We start from the raw sequence: 23,437 nt of genomic DNA, 5'->3' as shown, positions 1-23,437 counted from the left end.
TCATGCTCGAGAGCCGAGGCGAGATAACCGAGCACTCGCGCTAAGTCGGCTCAACAAGCGCAAACTAGTTGATCTTTCCTGCGACAACGAATGCTTGGAAAAGCGCGCAGGTGATGACCGCAGCAAGCGCACCTTTCCACGGATCATTTGAACGGCGCCGGATGAAATAGACGATCGCACCAACGATTGCGCCAACTGCGAATGTGGCGAGCACGGCTCCAAACCATCCTCCTAGAAACCGCCCTGGGCTCTGGGAAAATCTAGATGGATCCCAATCAAGCGGCGCCGTCATCAGCTTGGTTACGACCGCCGCGCAGAGTGCTGCAAAAAACATCTTTTTCAAGCGAGATACCCATGTCCCCAGAAGAATATCGACAACGAGGGCGTGAAGAGCCCGACCCCTCTGTGCGCTATATAGCCTTTCGGCTCGCACAGCTTCAAGGCGGTCTTGATTACATGCACGCCCCAGGACGTAAAATACCTGACATATTGGCGCCACCCCGATCCGTTGTCGAGTTACAGCGAAATCTTGAGATTCAGGAGCTGTCCCAGCAGCAAAACGAGTCAATTCTACAGCAGAATCCGCTACTGTGCACATGGGTTGAAACCCCTGAAAATGCGTATCTCGCAAAAGATGATCTGAGGGCACTTTCATGGTGGGAGCAATTTTCACGCGGTAACGTGTCGGGAAACGTGCTCGAATTTTTTAAGGCGGCTCCGGGTGCTGTGGTTTCAGAATCAGGTATTGCCGCAGAGGGTGTCGGACAGCTGATGGCCCAATCTGATCCCTCTCCAATTGTGGATCGCATAGCTAGAGCCGGATCTGCATCCCCCGAAGAACGGGCGCAGTTGCGATACGACATTTCGCATCAGGGGCGAATCAACCCGGCTTTTGGGCATAATATTCTTTCAGAGGTAGAATCCGGCAGCATGTCAGAGGCGGATGTGCGAAAGATCTTTGAGCCTACTCTGGCCAAGGGTTTGCAGGATGCTGGCAAGAGCATGCAGGACTACGGCGATAAGATGCTTCCTGCCACGCCAGGCTTCGAGAATAGCTTCGGGCGAACACTTGGAAAACAGGTGGGTTCCACCTTGCCTGCCGCTGCCATTACCGTCGTCAACCCTACTGCGGGAATAATGTTTCAGGCGGCGGTGAATGCTGGGAAAAGCACTGTAAACGCGCGGATGGCTAAAGCGAATGAACATACCCAAACGAATGCCGCATTTGCAGGCCTCGGAGCAACTGCGTTCGATATTTTTCCGGGCGGCAAAGTCGTTAGAATGTTTTCCGGTGGCCCCACTCTCCGTGGACAACTTCGCGATGTTGCCGTGGAGGCAGGAATTGGTGGGTCTAAGGAAGCCGGCAAAGAGCTCGCGCAGAACTTCATTGCACAAAAACTGTACGCTCCGAATAAGGAGTTGTCCTCGGGCGTAGGGCAGGCCTTCCTCATGGGCTTCTCGGAGGGCTTAGTCACACTGGGAACAAAGAAAGCCTACGGTGGAACTCTGGGAAAGACCGGCGAAAGCGGAAAGCAATCTCAGCAGGCCGAGACAACTCAGCGCTCTATAGCTGAAATCTCTGAGCAGGCCACGTCTTCCAATGTCCGTTCCAACGACCCCGACGCGTTCAGAGATTACGTCAACAAGGCTACTAAAGGTACGCCGATAGAGACGATCTATATTCGTGGCGACAAGTTCAACGAGATTGTCCGCAGGTTTGGCGATGACCCGAATAAGGTGATCGAGAGTCTTCCCGGTATGGACAAGGCTGAGTTTAGCCTGGCACTGTCAAGCAATGGGGACATCAAACTTCCAGTCGGAACGTACGCTGCAAGCCTGGCTGGGAGTAAGTACGATGTCTCGTTGCGCTCACATATGCGTTTCGACCTCAACGGTAAGACACCTGCCGAAGGTCAAGAGTTTATGGCGAATGAGAGCAAGTTGACTGCCCAGGCAAAAAGTGACGCAGAGACTGCGGGGGCGGTTCAGGAGAAAAACCAAACCATTGCGAACCAAGAGCGTCAGCAGGACGCTCAGCGTCTTCAGGCTTCTGGTGTCTCTCCGGAGCAGGCGCAGTATGGTGCTGTGGCGCTGGATGCAACGCGCGGGGTTAGATCTGCCAAAAATGGTCAGACAAGGGAAGACTATTCCAAGGATAATCCCCCTAACAATGCTTACTTAGTCGATGAAGGACAAATTTCTGCTTTGAACGGGGTTCCGGGAAAAGCCGCCGGTGCTACTTCCAACCGGCAAGATGGTCTTAACGCGCAGACGGCTGCGGCTCCTGCCCATAGTGAGAATGACCACGGCAATCGGCAAAGCACGCAAGCACCGTCTGCGCCAATCCCCCCATCCACGGCTGCAGCTAGTATGCCTATGGAGCGTTTCAAAAGAGTGCTGCAGTCATCCACCGCACCTGCCGGCCGGCTGGAATCGCCCAGTCCTTCACCTGAGATTTTCAACAGGCAAGGTCCCGCAGTTCCGACAGAGACGCTTTGGTCAGACCGTCGAAAAACGCTGAACCGTAACGGACGATAAATCCAAGGAGGGATTCGATGGATATTGTTGAACCCGATAAAAACCCATCCCTCATTCGGCTTTTTGAAAGTGCTGAGCTCGCCGCCTTTCTTCGCGGGACGAGCCGGTATTTTCTGGAAACGCTTCCTGAAATTGGACGGACGGACGCCGATGTGCGGGAGATGGGTGAGACCCTGCGCGAATGGGGACGGGAGGTTTCTGGTGCTGGCGAAAGCGCGATTCACGCGCATTTTGCCCAGGCCTTCGAGGTGTATCTGCTGGAGGGTGAGGCGCCTTCGGTGGCTCTTCGCACTGTTTTCGAGCATTTCGCCGAGTGGCTTCTGCACGTCTATGGGGCGCTGCGCGGTCTTGATTTGGCGCTTTCTCCTGACATTCGCGATGTGCTTTTGCGGATGCTGGCAACGCATGCGGCAATCGAAGAGGCGCGCGATGACATGTCTGCGGGCATGTTGTTTACGGGTGGGAAAACGGTGGGGCTTTCCGCGGATGAGCACCGACGCTTGCGTCGGCTTCATGAAGCGGCGGATGATGAGGCGCATCAAAAACTGCGGCGTCAGGTGATGAAGCCGATCTTTCTCGCGCGCCAGGATTGGTATCGCAAGGAGCGCGAGACGGTGAAGGCGATATCGACGCGGACCTTGCAGGCCGTGCCGATCTACCAGGCCATTCAGGCCTTGCGCTTCGGCACCGATTTCGATGGCAAGCCGGTGGGGCGGATCAAGCTCGACCGGGGTATTCTGGAACGGGACTTTGGGTTGAAGCCTCTTTCTTCCAAGGCGGATGGAGGCGAGGACGAGCTGGACCATACCCATGCCTTTGCCGGACGTGAGGGCATTCACCCCGACATTGCCGCCGGCATGTATGGGTTTGACAGTGGGCGGACGTTTCTGCAGGCGCTGGTGCGGGCGCGTCCTATCGAACTTGCCATCGAGCTTCTGACCGAGCGGACGATGGTTGAGCGCCATGGCGATCTTTTGCTGGACGGCCAATTGGAAGAAGAGGCGCTGAAGGCGCTGCATGGGGACAAGCGGCGCGCGTTTCTGCTGGCGGAGCTGAATGCGCTGAGCAAGCTTTCGGGCGGTGAGGCGACGACGCGTTACGAGGTGGAGGGGAATGTCCACCGGCTGTTCAGCGCTCTGAAAGTGTCCAGCGCGACGGATTTCGACCGCCACCTTGCGGCCGAGCGCAAGGGCGCCGCCGAGGCGGCGGAGGCCTTTGCCAAGGATGATCTGAGCCAAGCGGCGGAGGCGAAACGGCGACAGCTGATGGCTTGCCATTTCTACATGGCGGCCTCTGCCAAGGCCGACGAGCTTGAGGCGCTGATCGACCGGATGGCGACCTTGGATGCGATGGATGACGAGCGGGCGGGCGGCGCTGAGGCGGATGATCGCCAAGCCGTGCGTGCGCTTGCCGCAAAATTTGGCCTGGCGAGCAAACCTGTCCGGTTCAACATGGATGGCTGGCTTGAGCAAATGAAGGAGGACGATCTTGTCCTATGACGTGCTTTCACAGGCGACAGAGGTTTACGCCCATGCCGATGGAAAGGTGTTTGGCGATCTGACCGTTGCGGAATTCGATGCCGTTCACGATGCGATCGACAACGTAACGGAGGTTGGCCGGAGCGAAAGGAGCATCGAGATCGATGGCGAGCGGCATGATCTGGACACTGTTCTCGGCTCGGTTTTGGCGGCTGTGGCGGAGCGCAGCGAGGGCCGGAACGCGGATTTGCGACGCAGGCTGAAGGCGCTTGGAGTGGGGGCTGTGATGCCCCTTTCCGTTGAGGCCGCGCAGCGGCCGGTGGAGCTCTGGGCGCAGGATATGGATGGGGGCGAGGCGGGGCCTTGTTCGCGTTTCATCATCGAGCCGGTGCGGCAGGCGTTTGAGCGCTACAAACAGGACAGGGCTGCTCATCTTCGCGCGCTTCACGCCATTATCGAGCCGCGCAGGGTGGAATTTCTGGGGCCGGCGATTGGCGCCCCGGAGCTTGGATATACATTCGAGAACAAGGGGCAGCTGTTTCATGCGCTTTTGCACACCGGCAATGACAGCAATAAACGCAAGCTTCTGGCCGGGCGCGGCTGGCAGGCCGGATGGGAGCGCTTTCTCGCAAGGATGTGGCGCGAAGGCATTTTGACCAAAACGGATTATGATGCGGCGCAGGCCATCTGGGATGTGATGGAGAGGCTGAAGCGCCCAGGGCAGGAGGCGCACCGCAAGATCTGCGGCTTCGCTTTCAGGGAGGTGGTGCCTGCCGCGATGAAGACGCCGTTTGGCACTTATGCCGGTGGTTTCGTGCCGGCGGTGTTTGAACACGCGGCTGGTGTGGATGATGGCGGGCGGGACCCGGCGGAGATGTTTCCGACCGTTGCTCCTGTCTTCATCGGACAGGGTAAGGCGAGTGACGCGCGGCCGCTGGGACTGGAGTGTTCTAAGCTTGCGGCGCATTTGGATCAGCTCTTGAAATTCATCCATCTCGAGCCCATGGTGCAGCAGATTGGGCGGATCCTGAGCAGGCCGGAAATTCTGGTGGCGCTGGAAGAAATCTCGCCCGATATGATCGACACGGTGATAGCGCCTTGGCTGCGCATGGTTCGCCAGCCGGAGGCTGAGGGGCAGCCAACGACGGCGGAGGGGCGGGCGTTGTCTCATGGATTGCGGGCAGTCCGTGGGCGTGCGGGGGTTCGCAGCATGATGCTCGATATCGTCAGCGCGACCGCCGCGGCCTGCTCCCACTCCTCCGTGCTGGCAGACTTGTCGTCCGGCCGTCTGGAGGCTGCGCTGCTTCGCTTCGGTAAAAAGGGTGAGGGCGCAGCCATGCGAGACGAGGCGGCGCAGTTGTCTTCCGTGATGCAAGCGCGGATGACGCGTGGCAGCCGGGAGATGGAGAGACGTGTTCAGCATGCAATCCTCAAGCCGAGTGATCGCGGCTTAATCAGCGAGAAGGCCGGCATCTACGGCGACATTTTGCTGCAGGGGACGCGGAGTGCCCTTGAGCTTGTTCTCTGGCATGCAGCCTACGACGAGGCAATTGGGCAAGGCTTCGCGCAGGCAAAGGCTGTGGCGACGGCGGACGGCCTCGTTATCCAAGGTGTGGAGAGCCCTTTCGCAACAGAGACCGGGACGGCCTTCGCCCGCCTGTTCACGCTGTTCTACAGCTATTTCAATGGCCAAGCCAAAATCTTAGGTGGAGATCTTCAGCCCATCATGCAGAGCTTCGGCTACATGGGGGCACCGCGCCTGTTTGCCATCTATCTGGCAGGGATTGCTCTTCCGGCGGTTGTGGCAAGGGTGATTACCGAGGCTGGGAAAGGCGAGTTGGCGAGGAATGGAAGCGCGCCAGGGGAGCTAGCCGGGTTTTTTCTGGGCGACCAGGCGGAGGGAGGCGCGGGGATGGCGCCGGTTTCGGACCAAGGCTTCGACGCCTTCCTGAAAAACTGGAATGGTGCCTCCCGAAGCAACAGCAGCTTGAAAAGCGTTGATGCCGCGGAGGGTGACGGATTGACGGCGGTTGCCATGGTGCTCGGTATCTCTCGCGATCGTTTGGCCAAGGCAGCAGGGTTCGGTGATACGGAAGACTTTGATCCGATCCTTGCGCTTGACGAGGCCTCGCCTGTGTCAGGTGGTGGGGCAGCACGAAGTGAGCCAGTTCAACTTCACGCGCCGCTCTGAGAGCGATTTCGATAGAGTTATGGGTCCTTGCGGGAAACACGCCCAAACTTGAATTTTCGCATCGTGCTTTATGCGAAAATCGATACCGATTTTCGAGCCGATGCTGTTGCGGATGATCCGCCACGACGGTTGCCCCGGTATGACCAGAGCCACCAATCCCAACGTCCGAAACGATGGCGGAGATGCGGTATTCTCTACGCCGCGGCGATATTGGGCGGATCATTTCGATTTTATGCCCACACAGCCCACACTGACAAGCGCCTTCAGGGCGCTTTTTCTATGGAGTGAACAATGACGGTTTCAAGCGAAGTCAGCGTCGCCGGGCCATTTTATGGCAACGGCACGACGACGACTTTTCCCTATAGTTTCAAGATACTCGATGCCAAGCACATCCGCGCCGTGCTGATCTCGGCGTCCGGCGACGTGTCTGATCTTTCTCTCGACAATGGAGATTATAATGTCACCGGCGTCGGCAGCGAGACCGGCGGCGACGTCATCAAGACGACACCGCTTCTTGCCGGTCAGACGCTGACGCTCGTTCGGCGGCTGCCGCTGACCCAGGAGACGTCGCTGGAAAACCAGGGAGCTTATTATCCCGAGGTGGTGGAGCGGCGTCTGGATCAAATGGTGATGCAGATCCAATCGGTGAAAGAAACGACGGAGCGATCGCTGACCGTCGAACCCGGGCAGGAAAAGCCCTCCATGACGCAGATCGCGGCGGCGCAGGGTTATTCGCAGGCTGCGAAGACAAGCCGTGATGAAGCGGCAGGGCTGGCTTCTGCTGCGGCCGGGAGTGCTTCTAATGCATCAGGATATGCAGTGTTGGCAAGTCGGTGGGCGAGCGAGGCCGAAAACGTCCCGGTGGCTGGCGGGCTGTTTTCTGCCTTTCACTGGTACCGCAAAGCCTACGCGGTTTATCAGACGGTCACGCAAGGCTTTCTTGAGAAGGTCGGCGGTATTCTCACTGGTGATGTGCTGTTTGGCCCTGGCACAGGGGGCAAATATTCGAAGTTGCAAGCGAACGGCGATGTGCAGCTTAATCGCGGGGATAACACCGGGTTCGCCACATGGAATGTCAACAACGCCTATTTTGGGTGGGATGGCACGCGCTATGTCTTTGGGCCAGCGGGGTCGGTTGCTCTGACTGGCCCCGAACTTAGGATGGATTATGACGGCGCCAACGCTTCCTATTACGCCACAGGAGACATCAGATTTGGCAGCTACATGGCGACTGAGTTTGGCGTTGGTCTATCGGCTGCGTTGCGGGCTGCAAAGGGTGGTCTAGGTGTAGGTCAAATCTGGCAGGATGTCATGTCCGCGCGATCAGCAGGGACGATCTATCAGAACACTTCTGGCAAGCCGATCATGGTCGCCCCTCAAGGATGGGCGCGCTACTCTTTTTGCGAAGGGCAGGTTTCTGCCGACAATAGCAATTGGATCACCCCGCCGCGACCCGAGAAGATCGTGAACTCGGACACGACTTACTACTTCGCCTATCCGATGTTTGTCGTTCCTCCCGGCCACTACTACCGCCTCACTCAAGGCAGTTCTTTCCTTGGCACACAGGCATGGCTCGAACTTAGATAGGAAATCATCAATGAGCGAAGAACATGGATTTTACCATCCGATTGTCGGCTACTGGCAAACTACTTCAGAGCCTTCCAAGGCCGTTCAAGACCTATATCCAGAGGGCACGATCCCATACCCCCTAAAGCCCGGCGACAATTGTATTCCCAAGGATGGTGCGTGGGAGTATGCAGAGCCGCCTGTTGACCCGTGGCCGGAAATAGTTTCCGTTCTTTATCCCGTTCATCTTTGGGAGCGGATGACAAAGCCGGAAGCAGAGGCTGTCGGCGCGGTCATGAAGCAGCAGGATTTCCGGACTCGCCAGATATTCGCAAGCGCTTCGTCGTATCGCTCTGATCACGAACTTTGGCTGCTTCTTAAGCAGATAGCCACCCAGCTTTTTGGCGCAGACCGCGCCGCGCAAATCTTAGCCCCCTCAGAACTAATCCCTGCCTAATTTGGCCATAATACGAAAGGTCACATCATGAGCCTTAACAAGAAATTCGACACCGTCGTTTACCAGGGCGCCGGCGGCGAAGAAGCAGGTGCGCCGGTTGTTGTTTCCGTAACGCTTGATGCCTCCGGAAATCCCGCTACGCCGCTGCCCTCTGGCCGTGCGCCAGCTTCAAACGGCGTCCCTGTGACGCTCAGCCTAGAAGACAAGGACGCTCTCGACAAAGCAAGTACCGGCTACACCGCCGCAGGCGCTTACGTTGACAACACCGCTCGGGCGGCCGGGAGAGCGTTCCTTGCCAACATAACGACGTCTGGCACGGCGACGCTCACGGTGGGTGGCACGACTATGCAACTGAATTTCATCGCTGGACCGCCGATCATCTTGCCACTTGCCGTCACGAAGACGGTTCTGGGCACGGCTGTCGGCACGTTCTTCGCGCTATCATAACGGGCATTTGCGATGGCTGGAGAAGTTACGACAAACTCTCTCGCGCGGGGCCGGGGTGTTGTTTCGTTACCGCCCGCGTGGGTGCCCGTTGGTTCAGCCGGATATCGAGATTTTCAGCAGAACCGAGCTTACATGTCTGGAAGCGTCCTCCCGTCGAGCTTGGATGGACTTGTGGCGTCACGCGCCAGCGCCGGGTTTGATTTAGATGTGGTGACGGTCTTTGCGTCTAATCAGCCTCGCAGGAATGGCGCAGGGTTGCTGATCGAGCCATCCGGCTCAAACAGGCTGCTCAGGTCTACCGATCTCACTCAGGCGTGGAGCAAAAGCAACACGCTTATTGGCGAGACGCAAGACGATGGGACGCAACTCGTTACCGAGGGCGTGGGCTCTTCCGAAGTCCTTCAAACCGTCACAGGTGTCACGGCCGGGGCCGCATTCCTATTCAGCGTGGTTCTAAAACGAGGGAACCATAACTGGTGCCGAATACGAATTGACGAAGGCGGCGGTGGCGAGTTCGGAAATTGCTGGGTCAATCTCGCAACGGGCACGGTCGGAACCGTCAGCACGTCGGGGGGCGGCTGGATGGTGTTCCCGGGAATGATACCGCTAAGCGGTGGCCGGTTCCTTTTCTTCGGCGGGTATCTTCCCAACGCTTCAACCACAACGCGCCGGGTGAGGATCTCATCCGCTGCTGGCGATGGCAACCTGACGTCCGTTGATAACGCGACACGGTTTCAGGGCTTTCATCAGTTGGAGCCACCAAGTTCGTTGCCACGATCTCATGCTGTGACGGCGGGAAGCGCTGTCACACGCGCTGCCGACGTGATCACCGATTCTGTCCCTGCCGTGGCATCTCAATGCACGCTTACCTACAGCAACGGTTCAACTGCCTTACTCACAGACCTGACGCCGGGTGGAAGTCTACAACTGCCGCCCAACCCACTTCGGACTACGCTCCTCTCAATGGACTTCCGCCCATGAACATCACTCATCAAGCAAGGAAAGTACTCTGATGGCAGGAGAAATCACGTCACGTTCTTTGGCTCTCGGCCGGGGAATTGTTGCTGCTCTGGTGCAGCCCGTGCTGGTTTGGCTTCTAGCGACCGGTGCATGGAACGATGCTGGTGCTTGGGACGACACAGCATCATGGAAGGATAGCTAAATGGGCCTTGCATTGATTTCAAACGAGGACAAGGGCGCGAGCATCCGAGAGAAGCTTAATCGTCTCCTCGCGATGTTTACAGAAAACCGATACGCCGCCGATACGGTCCCTGGCGCGACTGACGATAGCGCAGCCGGTTTCGACGTCGGGTCCAAGTGGTTCAACCAGTCCACTGGCATCGAGTATATTTGCCGCGACGCGACTGCCGGGGTTGCTTCTTGGGTGCGCCAGGACAATGCCGATTTCTTTGGCTATATCTCGGGCAACTACTATCAGGGTCTAAACACACTCGTCTCTGCCGGCGCTGCTGTCGTCGGCGGGCAGATCAAGTTTCATCCGATCGTCATCAAGGAGCGGGTGACGATCTCTGAACTTGCGGTTCGCGTAACCACTGCCGAAAGCGGCAAAGCCTTTCAGCTTGCGATCTATGCCGCTGACCCTGCCACCAAACTGCCTTCGGGCAATGGTCTTGGCGCTACGGCAAGCATGTCGGCGGGAACGACTGGCGCAATGAGCGCCGCAATCGTTGGCGGGAACCTGACGCTTAATCCGGGGCTCTATTGGGTCGGCATAAACGGCGACACCACAACAGCCATCTTTCAGGCCTTCGGTTCCAACTCAACCTTCATCGCTGCCCTGATTGGAGGCACAGCGTCACAGGTGGCGTCCGGAACGGCCTCCTCCGTTTCGTTCCTGGGCAATACGCAAACTTTCGGCACTTGGCCCGATCTCACAGGCCAAAGCTTCAGCAGAGGCAACAACAGCGGTTACGCCGGTATTTTCTTCAAGGTGGCATAAATGGAAGACGTCGAGCTTTACTTGCAGTACGACGCCCAGGCAACATTACGGTTTCCGTGGTGTATCCTCAGGGAAACGTAAACACGCTTTACGTTCCGCATGATGTCCCGCCGATCGAGCGCGACAATCGCATCAATGCCTTCAAGGCAGAGCAGCAGGCGCTATAAGACGCCTCGTGACGTTTTGCCTGTAGCGGCATAATCCAACAATCAGGACATCCCCATGCTCATCTCAAATTGGTGGCAGGTGCTGAAACGCGCCTGGTCCATTCGATGGATCGTGCTCGCCGGACTTCTGTCCGGCCTCGAAGTCTTTCTGCCGATCATTGATGGTTCCGTCGAAATTCCGCGTGGGCTGTTCGCCGCGCTATCTGGTGCCGCGACGTGCGCGGCCTTTATCTCCCGAATTCTTGCTCAGAAAGGTGTATCGGATGCCGATCAATAGGATTGTGCCGACGCGGCGTGGGCGGGCGGCTGTTGCGGCTGTGCTGGCCAGCGTCGCTGCGGGTGGTTATGCGGCTTATGACCGCTATTCGGATGTGGGGCGGATGGACCCTGCGGTTATTCTGGCGGTGGAGAAGGCCATCATTCCCTGGGAAGGGCTGGTGTTGACGTCGCATTGGGACCCTTTCGCGAAGATCTGGGATATCTGCTACGGGGAGACCCAAGGCGTGGGCCCAGGCATGAAGAAGACGAAGGCGCAGTGTCGCGATCTGCTGCTGCGCCGGGTGCATGACGACTATTATCAGTCGATCATGCAATGTTCGCCGAAGCTTGGGGCGGCACCCGTCAGCGTTCGTGCGTCAATGATTTCCGGGTCTTATAATTTTGGTGTCGGGGCCTGGTGCCGGTCGACCGCGAAGGCGCGGATCGAAGCGGGGCAGTGGCGAGCCGCGTGTGAGGCGCAGACGGCATTTAACCGGGCGGGTGGACGCATCGTGCGTGGGCTTGTCAATCGTCGGGAGATGGGGGACGCGCAACGCATCGGCGAAGCCGAGCTCTGTGTGAGCGGCCTATGAGTGTTTTCTTTCCGACCTCGCTTATGGCGCGCCTGGTAGCGCTGATCCTTTTTATCTTGCTGGTCCTGGGCGGCTTTCGGCTGTGGCTTTCCGCGCACGATGCGGCACTGCTGAAAGGCTATGTGCTGCTTTCTGAAAAGACCGCGGCCGAGGCCAAGGCGGCCGAACTCGAGCGACAGCGCAATGCCGCAGCGCTGGCGCTGGAAGATTATCGCAAACGTGCGGCGGCGGATGCGCTGGCGCAGCAGGCGCTTGAAGCCCAACTCGAAGAGGCGATCCGCAATGACAATCAGAAGATGGATGATGGCGATTACCGCTGGAGCGATGCTGATCGTCTCTGGCTGTGCCGGCAAAGAGGCGCGGCTGATTGCGGCCGCTGATGCGACAGGACGGCTTTCGGCAGGTGTGCGTCTGCCGGATTTGCCGGACGAATGTCGCCAGAAGATGCCGAGGGTGGTTCCGAAATACGGCATCGAAAAGCCGCGCAACACGCAGTTGCGATGGGAGGTGGCTGCCGAGCTTGCCGATCAGCGCACCGGGCGCTGCGCTTCCTTTTACGATGGCGTGAGGACGCGCTTTGACGGAGCGGCACCGCGCCGCGGAGAAAAATGATGGGACCTGACGAGATGAATGGCAACGATGCCCACCGGGCCTATAGTGACGCCGCCACCGCCCAGCTTGGCGAGCGCGTCACCAATCTTGGGCGACGCCAAAGCGATCTTGAAACCGAGATGCGCTCCGGTTTCAAGCAGGTGGAAAACACCATGTCGGCGATTGCCAACGAGATGCGTTCTTCGATCTCGGGCCTCTCCGCCAGCCTTGCGGAGCGCAGCCGCACCCAGTGGCCGGTCGTCTGGTCGGCGGTCGGCGTATCTTTCACGATTTTGGCGGCGCTGAGCGCCTTCGTCTATGGCACGCTCAGCAAGGATCAGAGCCGGCTCGATACCGCGATTTTGAAGAACTCCGAACTGGCGCAGACAGCGGTTGCGAAACTGGCCGATACCACACAACAGAGCATCATTGCGATGACGGAGCGAATGGTAACGCGTCAGGAGATGGAGTGGCGCCAGCAACGCAGCTCCGAAGATCGGCTTCGCATGGAAGCCGAGGTCAAGGATCTGCGCGATGCGCAGGTTCCGCGCCCGGAGCTTGAGCGCGCCTTTGCCGGATATGATCAGCGGTTCAAGGACCAGCAGCGACAGATCGACGAGCAGAGGCGGCAGACAAGCGCTGGTGCGTTGCCTGTGCGGTGATCGTCCTCCTCACGCCGCTCATGTTTTCTCCGATGACCGGATGTAATGATGCGCGCCGAATGCGATGGCGGCGATGATGACAAGGGCTGGAATGATGGCGACAGCCATATGGTGGCCAAGCCCGAGCCTGCCGATCAGTGTCTCAACGGCCTGTCCCAATCCATAGCCGACGGCTGTGATGACGGTGCCCCAGGTGGCGGCGGAGACCAGGTTGATGGCAAAGAAGCGAAGCGGCGAAATGGAAGAGAGGCCGATCGCGACCGGGCTGATGGTGCGAATGCCATAGACGAAGCGGAAACAGAAAATGAAGGCGTTGGGGTGCTTTTCGAGCCATGACGTTACCCGCGTCATGGCGGGTTTTGCAGTCAGGCGTTTGACGGCTTTGACACCGCTCGCGTAGCGGCCGAGATAAAACAGAATTTGATCCGCCAGGAACGAGCCCACCGCGGCGGCAAAGGCAACCTGCCAGTAGGGAAACACGCCCTTGTGGGCAAGCACGCCGCCCAGAAACGCCACGGTCTCTCCCTCCACGCCCGAGCCAATCAGGACGGCGGCGATGCCGTAATCGGTGACGAATTGTTCAAAAGCCATGATGTCTTCCAGATGATCGATCGATGGTAAGACTGTCATGAAGCATAATTGGTTGCCATCAAGGAATGCTCGATGCTGAGATTCTTGCCCGATGCCAGCCGATCCGACGCTTCGATGATCCAGGTGGCAGTCCTTGCCGTAAGCTGGAAAAACATCAAAGGCGTTTCAATGCCGAAACAACGCAAGAAATCCGAATTGCCGTCCAAGATATGCCAGGTTTGCGGGCGGCCCTTCGTCTGGCGGAAGAAATGGGCGAAAGACTGGGAGACTGTGAAATTCTGCTCCCAGCGGTGCCGCGAAGCGAAATGAGGCGTCGCTCCTGATATTCGTGTGCGTGAGAAGCTGCTCGCGCTTACGGGACGAACACGTGTCCTGCCTCTTCAAGGAGACGGGCTGCTCTGTCCCACTCTATCTCCGGCACAAGAATATGCTCGCCGTCAAATGTGCAGAGCACGAAGACGCCGATGCCTTGTTCGGAGATCGGCTGAATCAGCGATTGGAGAATACCCGTAGCATTAAACGGGATCGGGCCGAGGCTGCGGAAGCAGCGCCAGTTTGGTTCGACTTCGACGTGTGTTGGTACCCGGTCCTGCAGGCAGACAAGGGTCAGTTCGTCGTCGCTTCTGACCATGGCGGAAAAGCCGGGGCCATCAAACCATGCAGGCAACGTGGCATCGGGCGAAAGGCGCGCGACGCTGAAGACGCCCGGAACGGCCCGTAGATTTATTGCGTGTGGCACGGCGCCTTCTCCTTCACGGTTTGGTTTCAGTGTCGATCAAGGTCGTTGGTCGCACTGCACAGTGGGCGACGCATTTTTCGATCTGCGAGAAATCCGTCAGGCCGCACCAGAAGACCTTCCACCGCTCCTGTTTGAAGCAGCCATCGGACTGGGCGTAGTAGAAGATGTTGACCTGATTGTTGTGGCGCGAGCGCCAGAACAATTGCGGTGTCTCTTCGCGCATGACCTTCCAGACCGCACGGCCGAGGCCTTCTCCCTGTGCTTCGTCGAGCACGGCGAACTTGTCGAGATAGGGTACGCCATCCTCTTCCGTCAGGATGATGGCGGCGCGGTAGTGCTCGCTGATGTAGGCGCGCAGCAGCCGGGTGCGCTCAAAATAATCGTCGACGACGCGTCGTCCGAAGCTTGATTCAATCAGCGCTCGCAAGCGGGTCAGGTCGAGTTCTTCCCATGAGGTGGCGCGCAGCACCCGTTCACCACGGCGGATCAGCGTGCCGGAGCCCTTATGGGTGAACAGCTCTTGCGCCAGGTTGGCCGGGTTGGTGATCGAGATCGAGGATTCCATCGGCAAGCCATCGAGCAATTGCTTCATCCGCTCGATCTTGAAGGTGAAGCCGCTGTCCGAATAGGCCTTATCGGCGAACTGGTCGTATTCCGTGGAGAGATTGATCGAGTCGATCCTGCGATCATTGTCATGGCGCAAGCCGCCAAAGCTCGTGAGAAAGATCACCTTGAAGGGCTGCAGCGCGCGCACCAACTCGTTGGTCGCGTCATCGCTGCCGATCTCTATTGTCTGGCCGGATCGGTTTTCGCCAACACTGCCGATGACAGGGATCGATCCTGCATCGAGACTGGCTTCGATCGGCGCCAATCTCACTGCGCTGACCGTTGCGAGGCGAGAGCTGGCATTGCTTGTCGAAACGTCTGCCGCAAACACGCCTGCCGTGATCGAGGTGGCGCGCGTGCCTTGCTCCTGCAGCAATTGAACGAGCTTCAGGTTGAGGCCATCAAACGTGTCGCCATCGGCAGTCTCTTGTGGCTCGCCTGCGGCGCTGGCTGCCCTCTCTTGGGTGGCGCTCTCATCCTCTGCCGAAGAACTACGTCCCAACAGAACAATCGGCGTTAGCCCCACCTGCTGCAGAAACGACAGAGAAGAGGCGGTCGCCTCTGCCTCCTGCGCATCGCGCAGGATCGCGCCATCGATGTTGACGACGGCGAAGCGCTTGGCATCGAGCTGGGAGAAGCGTTTCAGATACTGGTCGATCTCCTTGGCGCTTGCCATGGTGGAGAGAAGACGCACGATGGTCTGGCGGGTGTCGCTTTGCATTCTAGGCACGGTCGTTGACAGTCTCGGACGATGAAATGGGGCTTCACCCATAGGACCAAGATTGGTCTTTTCCAAATCATATCGACCACAAGGGTGAAAAAGAGGCCGCGCTCTCCCTCAAACAAAATCTCGCGCCTCGCCCCCGGGAGGGTAGGCGAGACGCGAGAGACTGCAGCAAAGGGCTGCAGCCGGCAGATCAGAGGTTGGCGAGAAGTTCGTTGACGCGGCTTTCCATATCGGCGAGCGCGGAATCAACGTCCTTCTGGCCGGTAATAGCCGCGCTCATTTCCTCGCCGACAATGTCCTGAATGGCGAACTGGCGCTGGACGGCAGAGGGCAGCGGCTTGCCAAGCGTGGCGATCGGCGCAATCGTGTCGCGATGCGGCAGCGCCTTGAACTCGGCGGATTCGATGACCGCCTTGTAAGCCGGCAGGTGGCCGGTGCGCGACCATTCAAAATCATTATCGGCAAAGAATTTCAGGAACTTGGCAATCGCCGCCTCCTGCTCCGGCGTGCGATCTTTCTTCGAAACCGCCCAGCTGTGGCCGTCGGCATATTGCGCCTTGGCGCCGGGGAAGAGCTGCGGATAGGGATAGACCGCATAGCCGCCCTTGTTCAGCGCAGTGCCCGGCTTTTCGGATTGGGCGTTGTAGTCGCCGACCATCCAGGTGCCGTTCAGGTGTACGCCGCCTTCACCGCCGAGAAACGCGTTGATGGAGCCACCGTAATCGAGGTCCTTCGTCGTGTCGTCCTTTTCGAAGATGGTCTTGTACATTTCCACGATCTTGCGTGCTTCCGGCGTGTTGAACTTCACCTTCTTCGGATCGGCGAAGAAATCGGAATTCTGCTGGAAGAGGTAGGTGTAGAGATTGCGGGCATAGAGCGCCGTCTCGTTGGCAAGGTTCTGGACAAAATAGGGCTTGCCGGTCTTCTGCTTGAACTGCTCGGCCTGGGCCAGCAACTCTTCCGGTGATTTCGGCAGGATCGGCGTGCCATCGGCATTGACGAGGCCTGCGGTTTTGAAGAGGTCCATGTTGATGTGGTAGAGCATGGTCCAGTTGTCGATCGGCAGGCCGTAGATCTTGCCGTTCTTGGTCACGCCTTCCTTGGCAGCGTCGGTGAATTTGTCGGACGTCACGCCGACGGTCTTCAACATGTCGTCGAGCGGGACCAGCAGGTCCTTGGACTGATAGTCGGACAGGACGGATTCATGGATCGTGACGATGTCCGGTGCGTCGCCAGAGGCGAACTGGGCCGTCAGCTGGTCGTAGCCCGGCCATTCCACCGTGGTGACGTTGATCTTGATATCGGGATTGTCGGCGGCGAATTTGTTGATCATCGATGTGATGATGCCGCATTCGCCCACCGCCTTGCTGATATCGGTGTTCTTGCCGAAATCCGCGTCGCAGGCGCCAAAGAAGCGCTGCACCTGCAACTCTGTCTCGGCAAAGCTTGGTGATGCGACCAGAACCGCGGCTGCGGATATGGTGGCGAGAAACAGTGTCCTCAAAGTCATGATAGTCTCCTCCTCCTCAGGTTTCGCCGTCGCCTGGCGAGCGGCGTCTTTTCCTCATTCGTTCAGGCCTTGCATCTTGGCCGGAGCGTCATGCATCACCGCACCGCCGCGCCAGATACGGCGGTGACGATATATTTCTGGAAAAACAGATAGATGATCAGGATCGGTGCGCCGGCGAACACTGCCTGCGCCATCAGAAAGCCGATGCCCTGCGATTGCGCGAAGTTCATCTGCGTCGAGGCAATGCCGACGGTGAGCGTGAACATTTCCTTCTTCGTCGCGGAGATCAGCGGCCAGAAGTAATCGTTCCAGGCGCCGAGAAAGGTGAAGATGCCGAGTGTTGCCTGCGCCGGAACGGTCAGCGGCAGAAGCACCTTCCAGAAGACGCGGAAGCGGCTGGCATTGTCGAGGATCGCGGCTTCATCCAGCTCCTTCGGAATGGCGCGGAAATATTGCGTCATCAGGAACACGCCGAAGGCGGACGACAGACCCGGCAGAATCAGGCCCGGATAGGAATTGTGCAGGCCAAGCCAGCTGAAGATCTGGTGGCGGGCAATGAGCACCGCCTGTTCCGGCACGGCAAGACCCAGTAGCACCAGAACGAAGAGCACGTCGCGACCGGGGAAGTTCAGCCGGGCGAAGCCATAGCCCGCAAGCGACGACAGGATCAGCGTCATGATCGTCATGCCGCCGGCCACCACGATGCTGTTGAACACCCAGAGAAACACGCTCGATGTGCCGATCGTGTCGATATAGTTCTTAATCGTGTAGGGCAGCTGGAAGACCGAATGCGGATCGACCATCAGCGCGTTGTTGTCCTTCAAAGACAGCGCGATGACGTAAAGAACGGGCGCTGCCATGACGATCGCCAGAAGGATGACGAGGCCATAGAGCACGCGGTCGCCGAAGGATCTGCCGATGATGTTGGAGTTCTGCGAAGCCATCACACATCTGCCTTTCTGCGGGACACCAGAAATTGCACCATGGCCGCGACCAGGATCAGCACGAAGAGGATTTCGGATGCGGCGGCACCGAGGCCGAGATCCCAGCGACGGAAGGCCGTCTCGTAGATGTAGAACACGATCGGCTTGGTGAGGTTGTTCGGACCGCCGCGCGTCATCAACAGCGCCTGACCGAAGAGCTGGAACTGAAAGACGATCTGGATGATGACGACCAGCACGAAGGAGCGCTTGATCGAGGGCAGGGTGATGGACCGCAGCGTCTGCCAGCGATTGGCATTGTCGAGTGCGGCGGCCTCATAGATATCCTGCGGGATTTGTTGAAGTGCCGAGAGAAACAGCATCATCGGCAGGCCGATGCACCACCAGACGGTGGCGATGGCAATGCCGATCATGGCAAGGCTCGGGTCCGACAGGAACGCCGGTGCCCGAGCACCAAACAGACCGAAGATCATCGACAGAAGGCCGATATCGGGAATGTAGACGATGCGCCAGATCAGTGTGACGATGGTGACGGACAAGACCGAGGACGAAAAGAACAGGCCCCGGAGGACGGCGGCGCTGCGCGTGCGCCGGTTGAGGCAAAGCGCCAGAAACAGGCCGAGCAGGGCGAGCGAGGGAACCGTCAGCAGCACGAAGTAGAAGGTGTTCCAGATCGACTGCAGGAAGATCCTGTCATTGAACAGACGGACGTAATTGCCGAAGCCGATAAAGGGCCCGGAGGAAAACGTATCCGCCTTGTGGAAGGACAGCCAGATGCCCCAGAACAGCGGCACGACGAGCAGCGTGACGAAAAAAACGAGATAGGGCGCGACGAAGAGAAAGTTTCGCCATTGCGGCGCATAGATATCGACGCTTCTCGCGCGCTTGACTGAGACTGCGCCTGCACCCTGATGGGCGGTGGTTGCTGTCAGTGGTTCAGCCATGACCCACCTCCCGCGCGTGCCAGGCGCGGCCCGATGCATCGAAAAGATGCGCCTTGGTGCTGTCGAAGGACAGGCCGACCCGGTCGCCGACCGAGACACGGCTATCGCCACTATCAGAACCGACAAGCTGCTGACCATCGGCAAGGCGCACATAGACCAGCGTGCGTTCGCCCAGCCGCTCCACTACATCCACCACGCCGTCCGCGTTGCCGCTGCCTTGCGATGTGATGCGCACATCTTCCGAGCGCAGGCCAAGTTCGAAGGCGCCGGGCGCGATGCCGGTGGCTGGAATGGCGGTTGCCATCCTGATGCCCGAAGCCGTCTCGACGGTGACCAGACCGGCATCCGTGCCGATCGTGACGGGAAGGAAATTCATCGCCGGTGCACCGACGAAGCCCGCGACGAAGCGGCTTGCCGGGCGGTTATAGATCTCCATCGGCGTGCCGATCTGTTCGATCTGCCGATTGTTCATGACGACGATCCGATCGGCGAGCGTCATCGCCTCGATCTGGTCATGGGTGACGAAGATCATCGTCGACTTCAGCCGCTGATGCAGCTGTGCCAGTTCGATGCGGGTGCGGGTGCGCAGCGCCGCATCGAGGTTGGACAACGGTTCGTCGAAGAGAAAGGCTTTCGGTTCCTTTACAACGGCGCGACCGATAGCGACACGCTGCCGCTGGCCGCCGGACAATTGCCCGGGCTTGCGCTCTAGCAGATGGCCGATTTCCAGCATGCGTGCGGCTTCGGCAATACGCGCATCGATGACGGAGCGCTCGACGGCAATGTTCTTCAGCCCGAAGGCCATGTTGTCGCGCACCGTCATATGCGGATAGAGCGCATAGGACTGGAAGACCATGGCGACGCCGCGCTTGCCGGGTGGCTGGTCGTCGATCCGCTCGCCATTGATGCGGATTTCTCCATCATCGACACTTTCGAGCCCCGCAATCATGCGCAGAAGCGTCGACTTTCCGCAGCCGGATGGCCCGAGGAACACGACGAATTCATGCGCCGGAATGGAGAGCGACAGTCCTTCAAAAACCGTCAGCCCGCCGAAGTGCTTGCTCACATTGTTGATATCGATACTTGCCGTCATAGTGTCTCCTCCCGTGACCCGTATGGCGATGTCGCAAGGCCCTGTCAGACCTTGATGCGCACCATCTGGTAGGAGTAGGGCGCGCATGTCGCCGAAAGCCGGCCGTCGGACAGCGTTGCCGTGTCGGCCTTCTTCGGCGCGACATTGTCCATATTCGTCTCGGTATTGACCGCTTTCAGATCGGCATGGGTCATCACCTGGTGATCGACGATGCTGCTGGCGCTGCCGAAGGCTGCGACGTCGAACTCCGCCTCCATCTCCTTGTCGGAGCGATTGACGACGAAGAAGCTGACGAAGCCGCCTTCCTCATCATGCACGGCGGAAACGTCGAGGCAGGACACCTCGCCCGCCGTATCGCTCTTGTAGGTGGGGCTTTTGACCTTCAGGTCCAGCGCCTTGCCACGGCCATAGCGCGAGGCAAAGAGGAAGGGATAGAAGATCGTCTGGCGCCAGGCCGGGCCATTCGGCGCGGTCATGATCGGCGCAATAACGTTGACGAGCTGTGCCAGGCAGGCGATGCGCACCACATGCGAGCGGCGGATGAAGGTGTTGAGGATCAGGCCGACTTGCAGCACATCCTCGAACGTGTAGATGTCTTCCAGAAGTGGCGGGGCAAAGGGCCAGCCATCGGCACCGGCGAGCGTCTTCTTGTCCTGTTCCTTCGAGTGATACCAGACGTTCCATTCGTCGAATGAGATATAGACCTGGCGCGACGAGCGCTTCTTTGCCTTGATGTAATCAATGACGCCCGCGACCGACATGATGTAGTCGTCGAGCTTCTGGTTCATCGCCAGATAGTTGCCGACATCATTGGCGTGATTGTCGAAATACATATGCAGCGAGATGTAATCGACCTCGTTATAGGTGTGGTCGAGAACGGTCGCTTCCCACTCCGGATAGGTCGGCATCTTGGCATTGGATGAGCCGCAGACGACGAGTTCGAGCGAGCTGTCGAAGGCACGCATGGCCTTTGCCGTTTCGTGGGCGAGGCGGCCATATTCATCCGCCGTCTTGTGGCCGATCTGCCAGGGGCCGTCCATCTCGTTGCCAAGGCACCAGAGCTTGACGTCGAAGGGCTCCTTGCGGCCATTGGCGATACGCTTGTCGCTCCACTCGCTGCCGCCCGGGTGGTTGGCATATTCCAGCAGATTGCGCGCTTCATCCAGCCCGCGCGAGCCGAGATTGACCGCCAGCATCATTTCGGTATTGGCGGACACGCACCAGTCGGCAAATTCATGCAGGCCGACTTCGTTGCTCTCGGATGTGTGCCAGGCGAGATCAAGCCGAACTGGCCGTTCTTCCTTGGGGCCTACACCATCTTCCCAATTGTAGGCGGAAACGAAGTTGCCGCCGGGATAGCGCACGATCGGGACGTCCAGTTCCTTGACGAGATCGATGACATCCCGACGCATGCCGCTCTGATCAGCCGTTCCGTGGTCCGGCTCATAAATGCCGGTATAGACGGCGCGACCGAGATGCTCGATGAAGGACCCGTAGAGCCTGGGATCAATATCCGCCACGACAAATTGCGGATGCGCCACAACCGATACCTTCATGCATTCCTCCCATTAATATCATAAAAAGCGATATGTATCGCTATTACGGATACTAAATCGGAAAATCCGGTATGGGTCAACAGGAAGAGCTGCAACGTTGCGTGAAGATGCTACCCGTAATTTCTAACAGCTTGATGTCGCGCCATTATTTTAAATATCGGAATTATTGATACTATTCGGTCTTCAGGCGCAGCACGATGTCCTGATCGTAATTGCCGAAGCCCTTGCCGAAGATATTGATGCCGCCCGGATGCTTGGCGTCGTCTTCGATGCCGATGCGCACACGGATGGAGTGATGGCTGGCAAGATCGAGGTCGGCCAGCGTGACATTCGAGATCTGCACGCCATCGACGAATGTGCCGTCAGGCCCCACCCGCCAGTTCTTCAGCTTGCCATATTGCGAACCCTTCAGCTTCCACCAGTCCGGCGTATAGACGCCGCGCTTGTCGCCGAAATCTCCAGGCGAGGTCCACACGCCGACCTTCTTACCATTGATGGTGAGCGTTATGTCCGACGGCCAATCGGCGCTCGTACCGGGCACTTCGGAGCTCAGTTCCACCGCCACTTCCAGCTCGCGGATTGCAGCGTTGGACAGCTTGGCATTGTTGGGAAACTGGTACTCCACATGGCCGCGGGTGAACCAGATGAGCCCGGCCTTCATACGGTCGGGATCGAGTAGGGCATTCGGCACATCGAGAAGGCCGATAATGCCGTCCGTGGAGCAAAGTCCGCAAGGGGCCGTCACCTCGAAGCCGGTATAAAGGCCCACGGGCATGGCCACCTCGATCATGTCCTTGCGCGGCTCACGCACCTCACTCTTGAAGACGATGACCACCTCTTCCACCGTGGCGCGACAGATTTTCTGGCTGCCCTTGCGCGCCTTCTGCGTCTCGCTCTGCAGCAGGCCGGCATCTTCCAGAATCTGGATATGGGTGGACACCGTCGATTGCGGCAGTTCCAGAGCCGCCGCCATGTCGTTGACATTCATCGGCCCGCGATCATGCAGCATTTTCAGCATGGTCGCCCGTGTCGGCGAGGCAATGCCCTTCAACACGGCGTGGTCGGTCTCGGGATCGATGATCAGGAATTTTTTCGTCATGGCGCTTTTACATTACGGAATTTCGGATTTGTATCGCGGTTTCTGATATTTGAAAAGCGTGTTTGGCGGCGCTGTTCCGCTGCGACGAAGACGGAGCATTTACGGCTCGGCTTTCAGAAAGACATCGACTGCCACGGCCGCGAAACAATGCGTCTTCGCGTGCTTTGCGCCTCGGTATGGCGCAAAAGAAAAAGGCCTCGCGATTGCTCGCAAGGCCTTGATTTCTTTGAATTCGGATGGTGGGCGTGACAGGGATTGAACCTGTGACCCCTACGATGTCAACGTAGTGCTCTCCCGCTGAGCTACACGCCCTCCGTTGCGGCGCATAAATCACATAACCGAATGAAGCGTCAACTGCCTTTTTCGATTTTGTGACAGGTTTTTTTGAAACCCTTACGCCACAAGGAGTTTGTTGACTTCGTCGACGAGGTCGCGAAGGTGGAAAGGCTTGGAAAGCACCTTGGCATCCTTCGGCGCCTTCGAATCAGCGTTGAGCGCGACCGCTGCAAAACCGGTGATGAACATGACCTTGAGGTCGGGATCGAGTTCCGTCGCGCGGCGCGCCAGCTCGATGCCGTCCATTTCGGGCATGACAATATCGGTCAGGAGGAGCGAGAAAGGCTCTTCGCGAAGTCGATCGTATGCGCTTGCACCATTATCGAAGGACGAGACCTTATATCCGGCCTTTTCGAGCGCCTTCACGAGGAAGCGGCGCATATCGTT

The 23,437-nt window shown here is 58.4% G+C and carries 25 protein-coding genes and 1 tRNA gene; 14 read left to right on the top strand and 12 right to left on the bottom strand.

Translation table 11 applies throughout. The annotated features are described in order from the left end of the window. Positions 1-64: 64 nt before the first annotated feature. Entirely contained in the window at positions 65-214 is a 150-nt protein-coding gene (locus EYC79_RS23460; protein WP_162723035.1) for a hypothetical protein, read from the bottom strand. Between the two features lie 50 nt (positions 215-264). Here EYC79_RS23460 and EYC79_RS13510 point away from each other — a divergent pair, with 50 nt between their 5' ends. The 13 genes from EYC79_RS13510 to EYC79_RS13455 all read left to right on the top strand — a co-directional run bounded on the left by EYC79_RS13510 (position 265) and on the right by EYC79_RS13455 (position 12,908). After that, entirely contained in the window at positions 265-2,538 is a 2,274-nt protein-coding gene (locus EYC79_RS13510) for a hypothetical protein (protein WP_130978331.1), read from the top strand. Positions 2,539-2,555: 17 nt separating this feature from the next. Continuing rightward, entirely contained in the window at positions 2,556-4,037 is a 1,482-nt protein-coding gene (locus EYC79_RS13505) for a hypothetical protein (protein WP_130978330.1), read from the top strand. Then, complete coding sequence (locus tag EYC79_RS13500) at positions 4,027-6,207, top strand: hypothetical protein (protein ID WP_130978329.1); 2,181 nt, start codon at positions 4,027-4,029, stop codon at positions 6,205-6,207. Before EYC79_RS13505 ends, EYC79_RS13500 begins: the two co-directional genes overlap by 11 nt. Before the next feature lie 291 nt (positions 6,208-6,498). Beyond that, entirely contained in the window at positions 6,499-7,794 is a 1,296-nt protein-coding gene (locus tag EYC79_RS13495; protein WP_130978328.1) for a hypothetical protein, read from the top strand. Between the two features lie 10 nt (positions 7,795-7,804). Then, positions 7,805-8,230: a hypothetical protein gene (locus tag EYC79_RS13490; RefSeq protein ID WP_130978327.1), complete on the top strand. Its 426-nt coding sequence runs from the start codon at positions 7,805-7,807 to the stop codon at positions 8,228-8,230. 27 nt (positions 8,231-8,257) lie between these two features. After that, the gene (locus EYC79_RS13485) at positions 8,258-8,677 is read left to right on the top strand and encodes a hypothetical protein (RefSeq protein WP_130978326.1); all 420 of its coding nucleotides are present in this window, start codon (positions 8,258-8,260) and stop codon (positions 8,675-8,677) included. Between the two features lie 12 nt (positions 8,678-8,689). Then, positions 8,690-9,658: a phage head spike fiber domain-containing protein gene (locus tag EYC79_RS24055; protein ID WP_418122755.1), complete on the top strand. Its 969-nt coding sequence runs from the start codon at positions 8,690-8,692 to the stop codon at positions 9,656-9,658. Between the two features lie 181 nt (positions 9,659-9,839). Further along, positions 9,840-10,637 carry a hypothetical protein gene (locus tag EYC79_RS13480; RefSeq protein ID WP_130978325.1) on the top strand — a complete coding sequence of 266 codons (798 nt, stop codon included), beginning with the start codon at positions 9,840-9,842 and terminating at the stop codon, positions 10,635-10,637. 222 nt (positions 10,638-10,859) lie between these two features. Further along, positions 10,860-11,081, top strand: a complete 222-nt coding sequence (locus EYC79_RS13475) for a DUF7940 domain-containing protein (protein ID WP_112953583.1) — start codon at positions 10,860-10,862, stop codon at positions 11,079-11,081. Then, positions 11,068-11,655 carry a lysozyme gene (locus EYC79_RS13470; protein WP_113180867.1) on the top strand — a complete coding sequence of 196 codons (588 nt, stop codon included), beginning with the start codon at positions 11,068-11,070 and terminating at the stop codon, positions 11,653-11,655. The genes EYC79_RS13475 and EYC79_RS13470 overlap by 14 nt, the downstream gene beginning before the upstream one ends. Further along, positions 11,652-12,035: a hypothetical protein gene (locus EYC79_RS13465; RefSeq protein WP_130978324.1), complete on the top strand. Its 384-nt coding sequence runs from the start codon at positions 11,652-11,654 to the stop codon at positions 12,033-12,035. Before EYC79_RS13470 ends, EYC79_RS13465 begins: the two co-directional genes overlap by 4 nt. After that, on the top strand, positions 11,980-12,267 hold the full coding sequence (locus EYC79_RS13460; RefSeq protein WP_245495284.1) for a hypothetical protein: 288 nt from the start codon (positions 11,980-11,982) through the stop codon (positions 12,265-12,267). The genes EYC79_RS13465 and EYC79_RS13460 overlap by 56 nt, the downstream gene beginning before the upstream one ends. Then, complete coding sequence (locus EYC79_RS13455) at positions 12,267-12,908, top strand: hypothetical protein (RefSeq protein WP_111849430.1); 642 nt, start codon at positions 12,267-12,269, stop codon at positions 12,906-12,908. The genes EYC79_RS13460 and EYC79_RS13455 overlap by 1 nt, the downstream gene beginning before the upstream one ends. 18 nt (positions 12,909-12,926) lie before the next feature. On the opposite strand, the gene EYC79_RS13450 is transcribed toward EYC79_RS13455, so the two are convergent. After that, positions 12,927-13,499: a DedA family protein gene (locus EYC79_RS13450; RefSeq protein WP_162741074.1), complete on the bottom strand. Its 573-nt coding sequence runs from the start codon at positions 13,497-13,499 to the stop codon at positions 12,927-12,929. A 72-nt stretch (positions 13,500-13,571) separates the two neighbouring features. Here EYC79_RS13450 and EYC79_RS23975 point away from each other — a divergent pair, with 72 nt between their 5' ends. After that, on the top strand, positions 13,572-13,808 hold the full coding sequence (locus EYC79_RS23975) for a DUF2256 domain-containing protein (RefSeq protein WP_335625470.1): 237 nt from the start codon (positions 13,572-13,574) through the stop codon (positions 13,806-13,808). Positions 13,809-13,851: 43 nt separating this feature from the next. On the opposite strand, the gene EYC79_RS13440 is transcribed toward EYC79_RS23975, so the two are convergent. The 10 genes from EYC79_RS13440 to EYC79_RS13395 form a co-directional block, all read right to left on the bottom strand. Then, complete coding sequence (locus EYC79_RS13440) at positions 13,852-14,238, bottom strand: ACT domain-containing protein (RefSeq protein WP_113180862.1); 387 nt, start codon at positions 14,236-14,238, stop codon at positions 13,852-13,854. Positions 14,239-14,251: 13 nt separating this feature from the next. Further along, entirely contained in the window at positions 14,252-15,565 is a 1,314-nt protein-coding gene (locus EYC79_RS13435; RefSeq protein ID WP_130978323.1) for an acetylglutamate kinase, read from the bottom strand. A gap of 196 nt (positions 15,566-15,761) precedes the next feature. Further along, positions 15,762-17,081 carry an extracellular solute-binding protein gene (locus EYC79_RS13430; protein WP_112953592.1) on the bottom strand — a complete coding sequence of 440 codons (1,320 nt, stop codon included), beginning with the start codon at positions 17,079-17,081 and terminating at the stop codon, positions 15,762-15,764. A 95-nt stretch (positions 17,082-17,176) separates the two neighbouring features. Continuing rightward, on the bottom strand, positions 17,177-18,025 hold the full coding sequence (locus tag EYC79_RS13425) for a carbohydrate ABC transporter permease (RefSeq protein WP_062427872.1): 849 nt from the start codon (positions 18,023-18,025) through the stop codon (positions 17,177-17,179). Beyond that, positions 18,025-18,966 carry a carbohydrate ABC transporter permease gene (locus EYC79_RS13420; protein WP_130978322.1) on the bottom strand — a complete coding sequence of 314 codons (942 nt, stop codon included), beginning with the start codon at positions 18,964-18,966 and terminating at the stop codon, positions 18,025-18,027. Before EYC79_RS13420 ends, EYC79_RS13425 begins: the two co-directional genes overlap by 1 nt. Continuing rightward, a complete protein-coding gene (locus EYC79_RS13415) occupies positions 18,959-20,059 on the bottom strand; it encodes an ABC transporter ATP-binding protein (RefSeq protein WP_130978321.1) in 1,101 nt (366 codons plus the stop codon). The genes EYC79_RS13420 and EYC79_RS13415 overlap by 8 nt, the downstream gene beginning before the upstream one ends. A 44-nt stretch (positions 20,060-20,103) precedes the next feature. Next, on the bottom strand, positions 20,104-21,615 hold the full coding sequence (gene arfA / locus EYC79_RS13410; RefSeq protein ID WP_130978320.1) for an arabinosylfuranosidase ArfA: 1,512 nt from the start codon (positions 21,613-21,615) through the stop codon (positions 20,104-20,106). A 172-nt stretch (positions 21,616-21,787) separates the two neighbouring features. Then, the gene (locus tag EYC79_RS13405; RefSeq protein ID WP_062427876.1) at positions 21,788-22,714 is read right to left on the bottom strand and encodes an ArsR/SmtB family transcription factor; all 927 of its coding nucleotides are present in this window, start codon (positions 22,712-22,714) and stop codon (positions 21,788-21,790) included. A 237-nt stretch (positions 22,715-22,951) separates the two neighbouring features. Then, a tRNA-Val gene (locus EYC79_RS13400) sits at positions 22,952-23,026 on the bottom strand. An 81-nt stretch (positions 23,027-23,107) separates the two neighbouring features. Then, positions 23,108-23,437, bottom strand: a 330-nt coding sequence (locus EYC79_RS13395) for a response regulator (RefSeq protein ID WP_130978319.1), incomplete at its 5' end; no start/stop codon positions are given.

Source organism: Agrobacterium cavarae, from assembly GCF_004310285.1.
Classification (GTDB): domain Bacteria; phylum Pseudomonadota; class Alphaproteobacteria; order Rhizobiales; family Rhizobiaceae; genus Agrobacterium; species Agrobacterium cavarae.
Note: the sequence above shows the minus strand (reverse complement) of the source record. Positions and strands in the feature narration are given on the sequence as shown.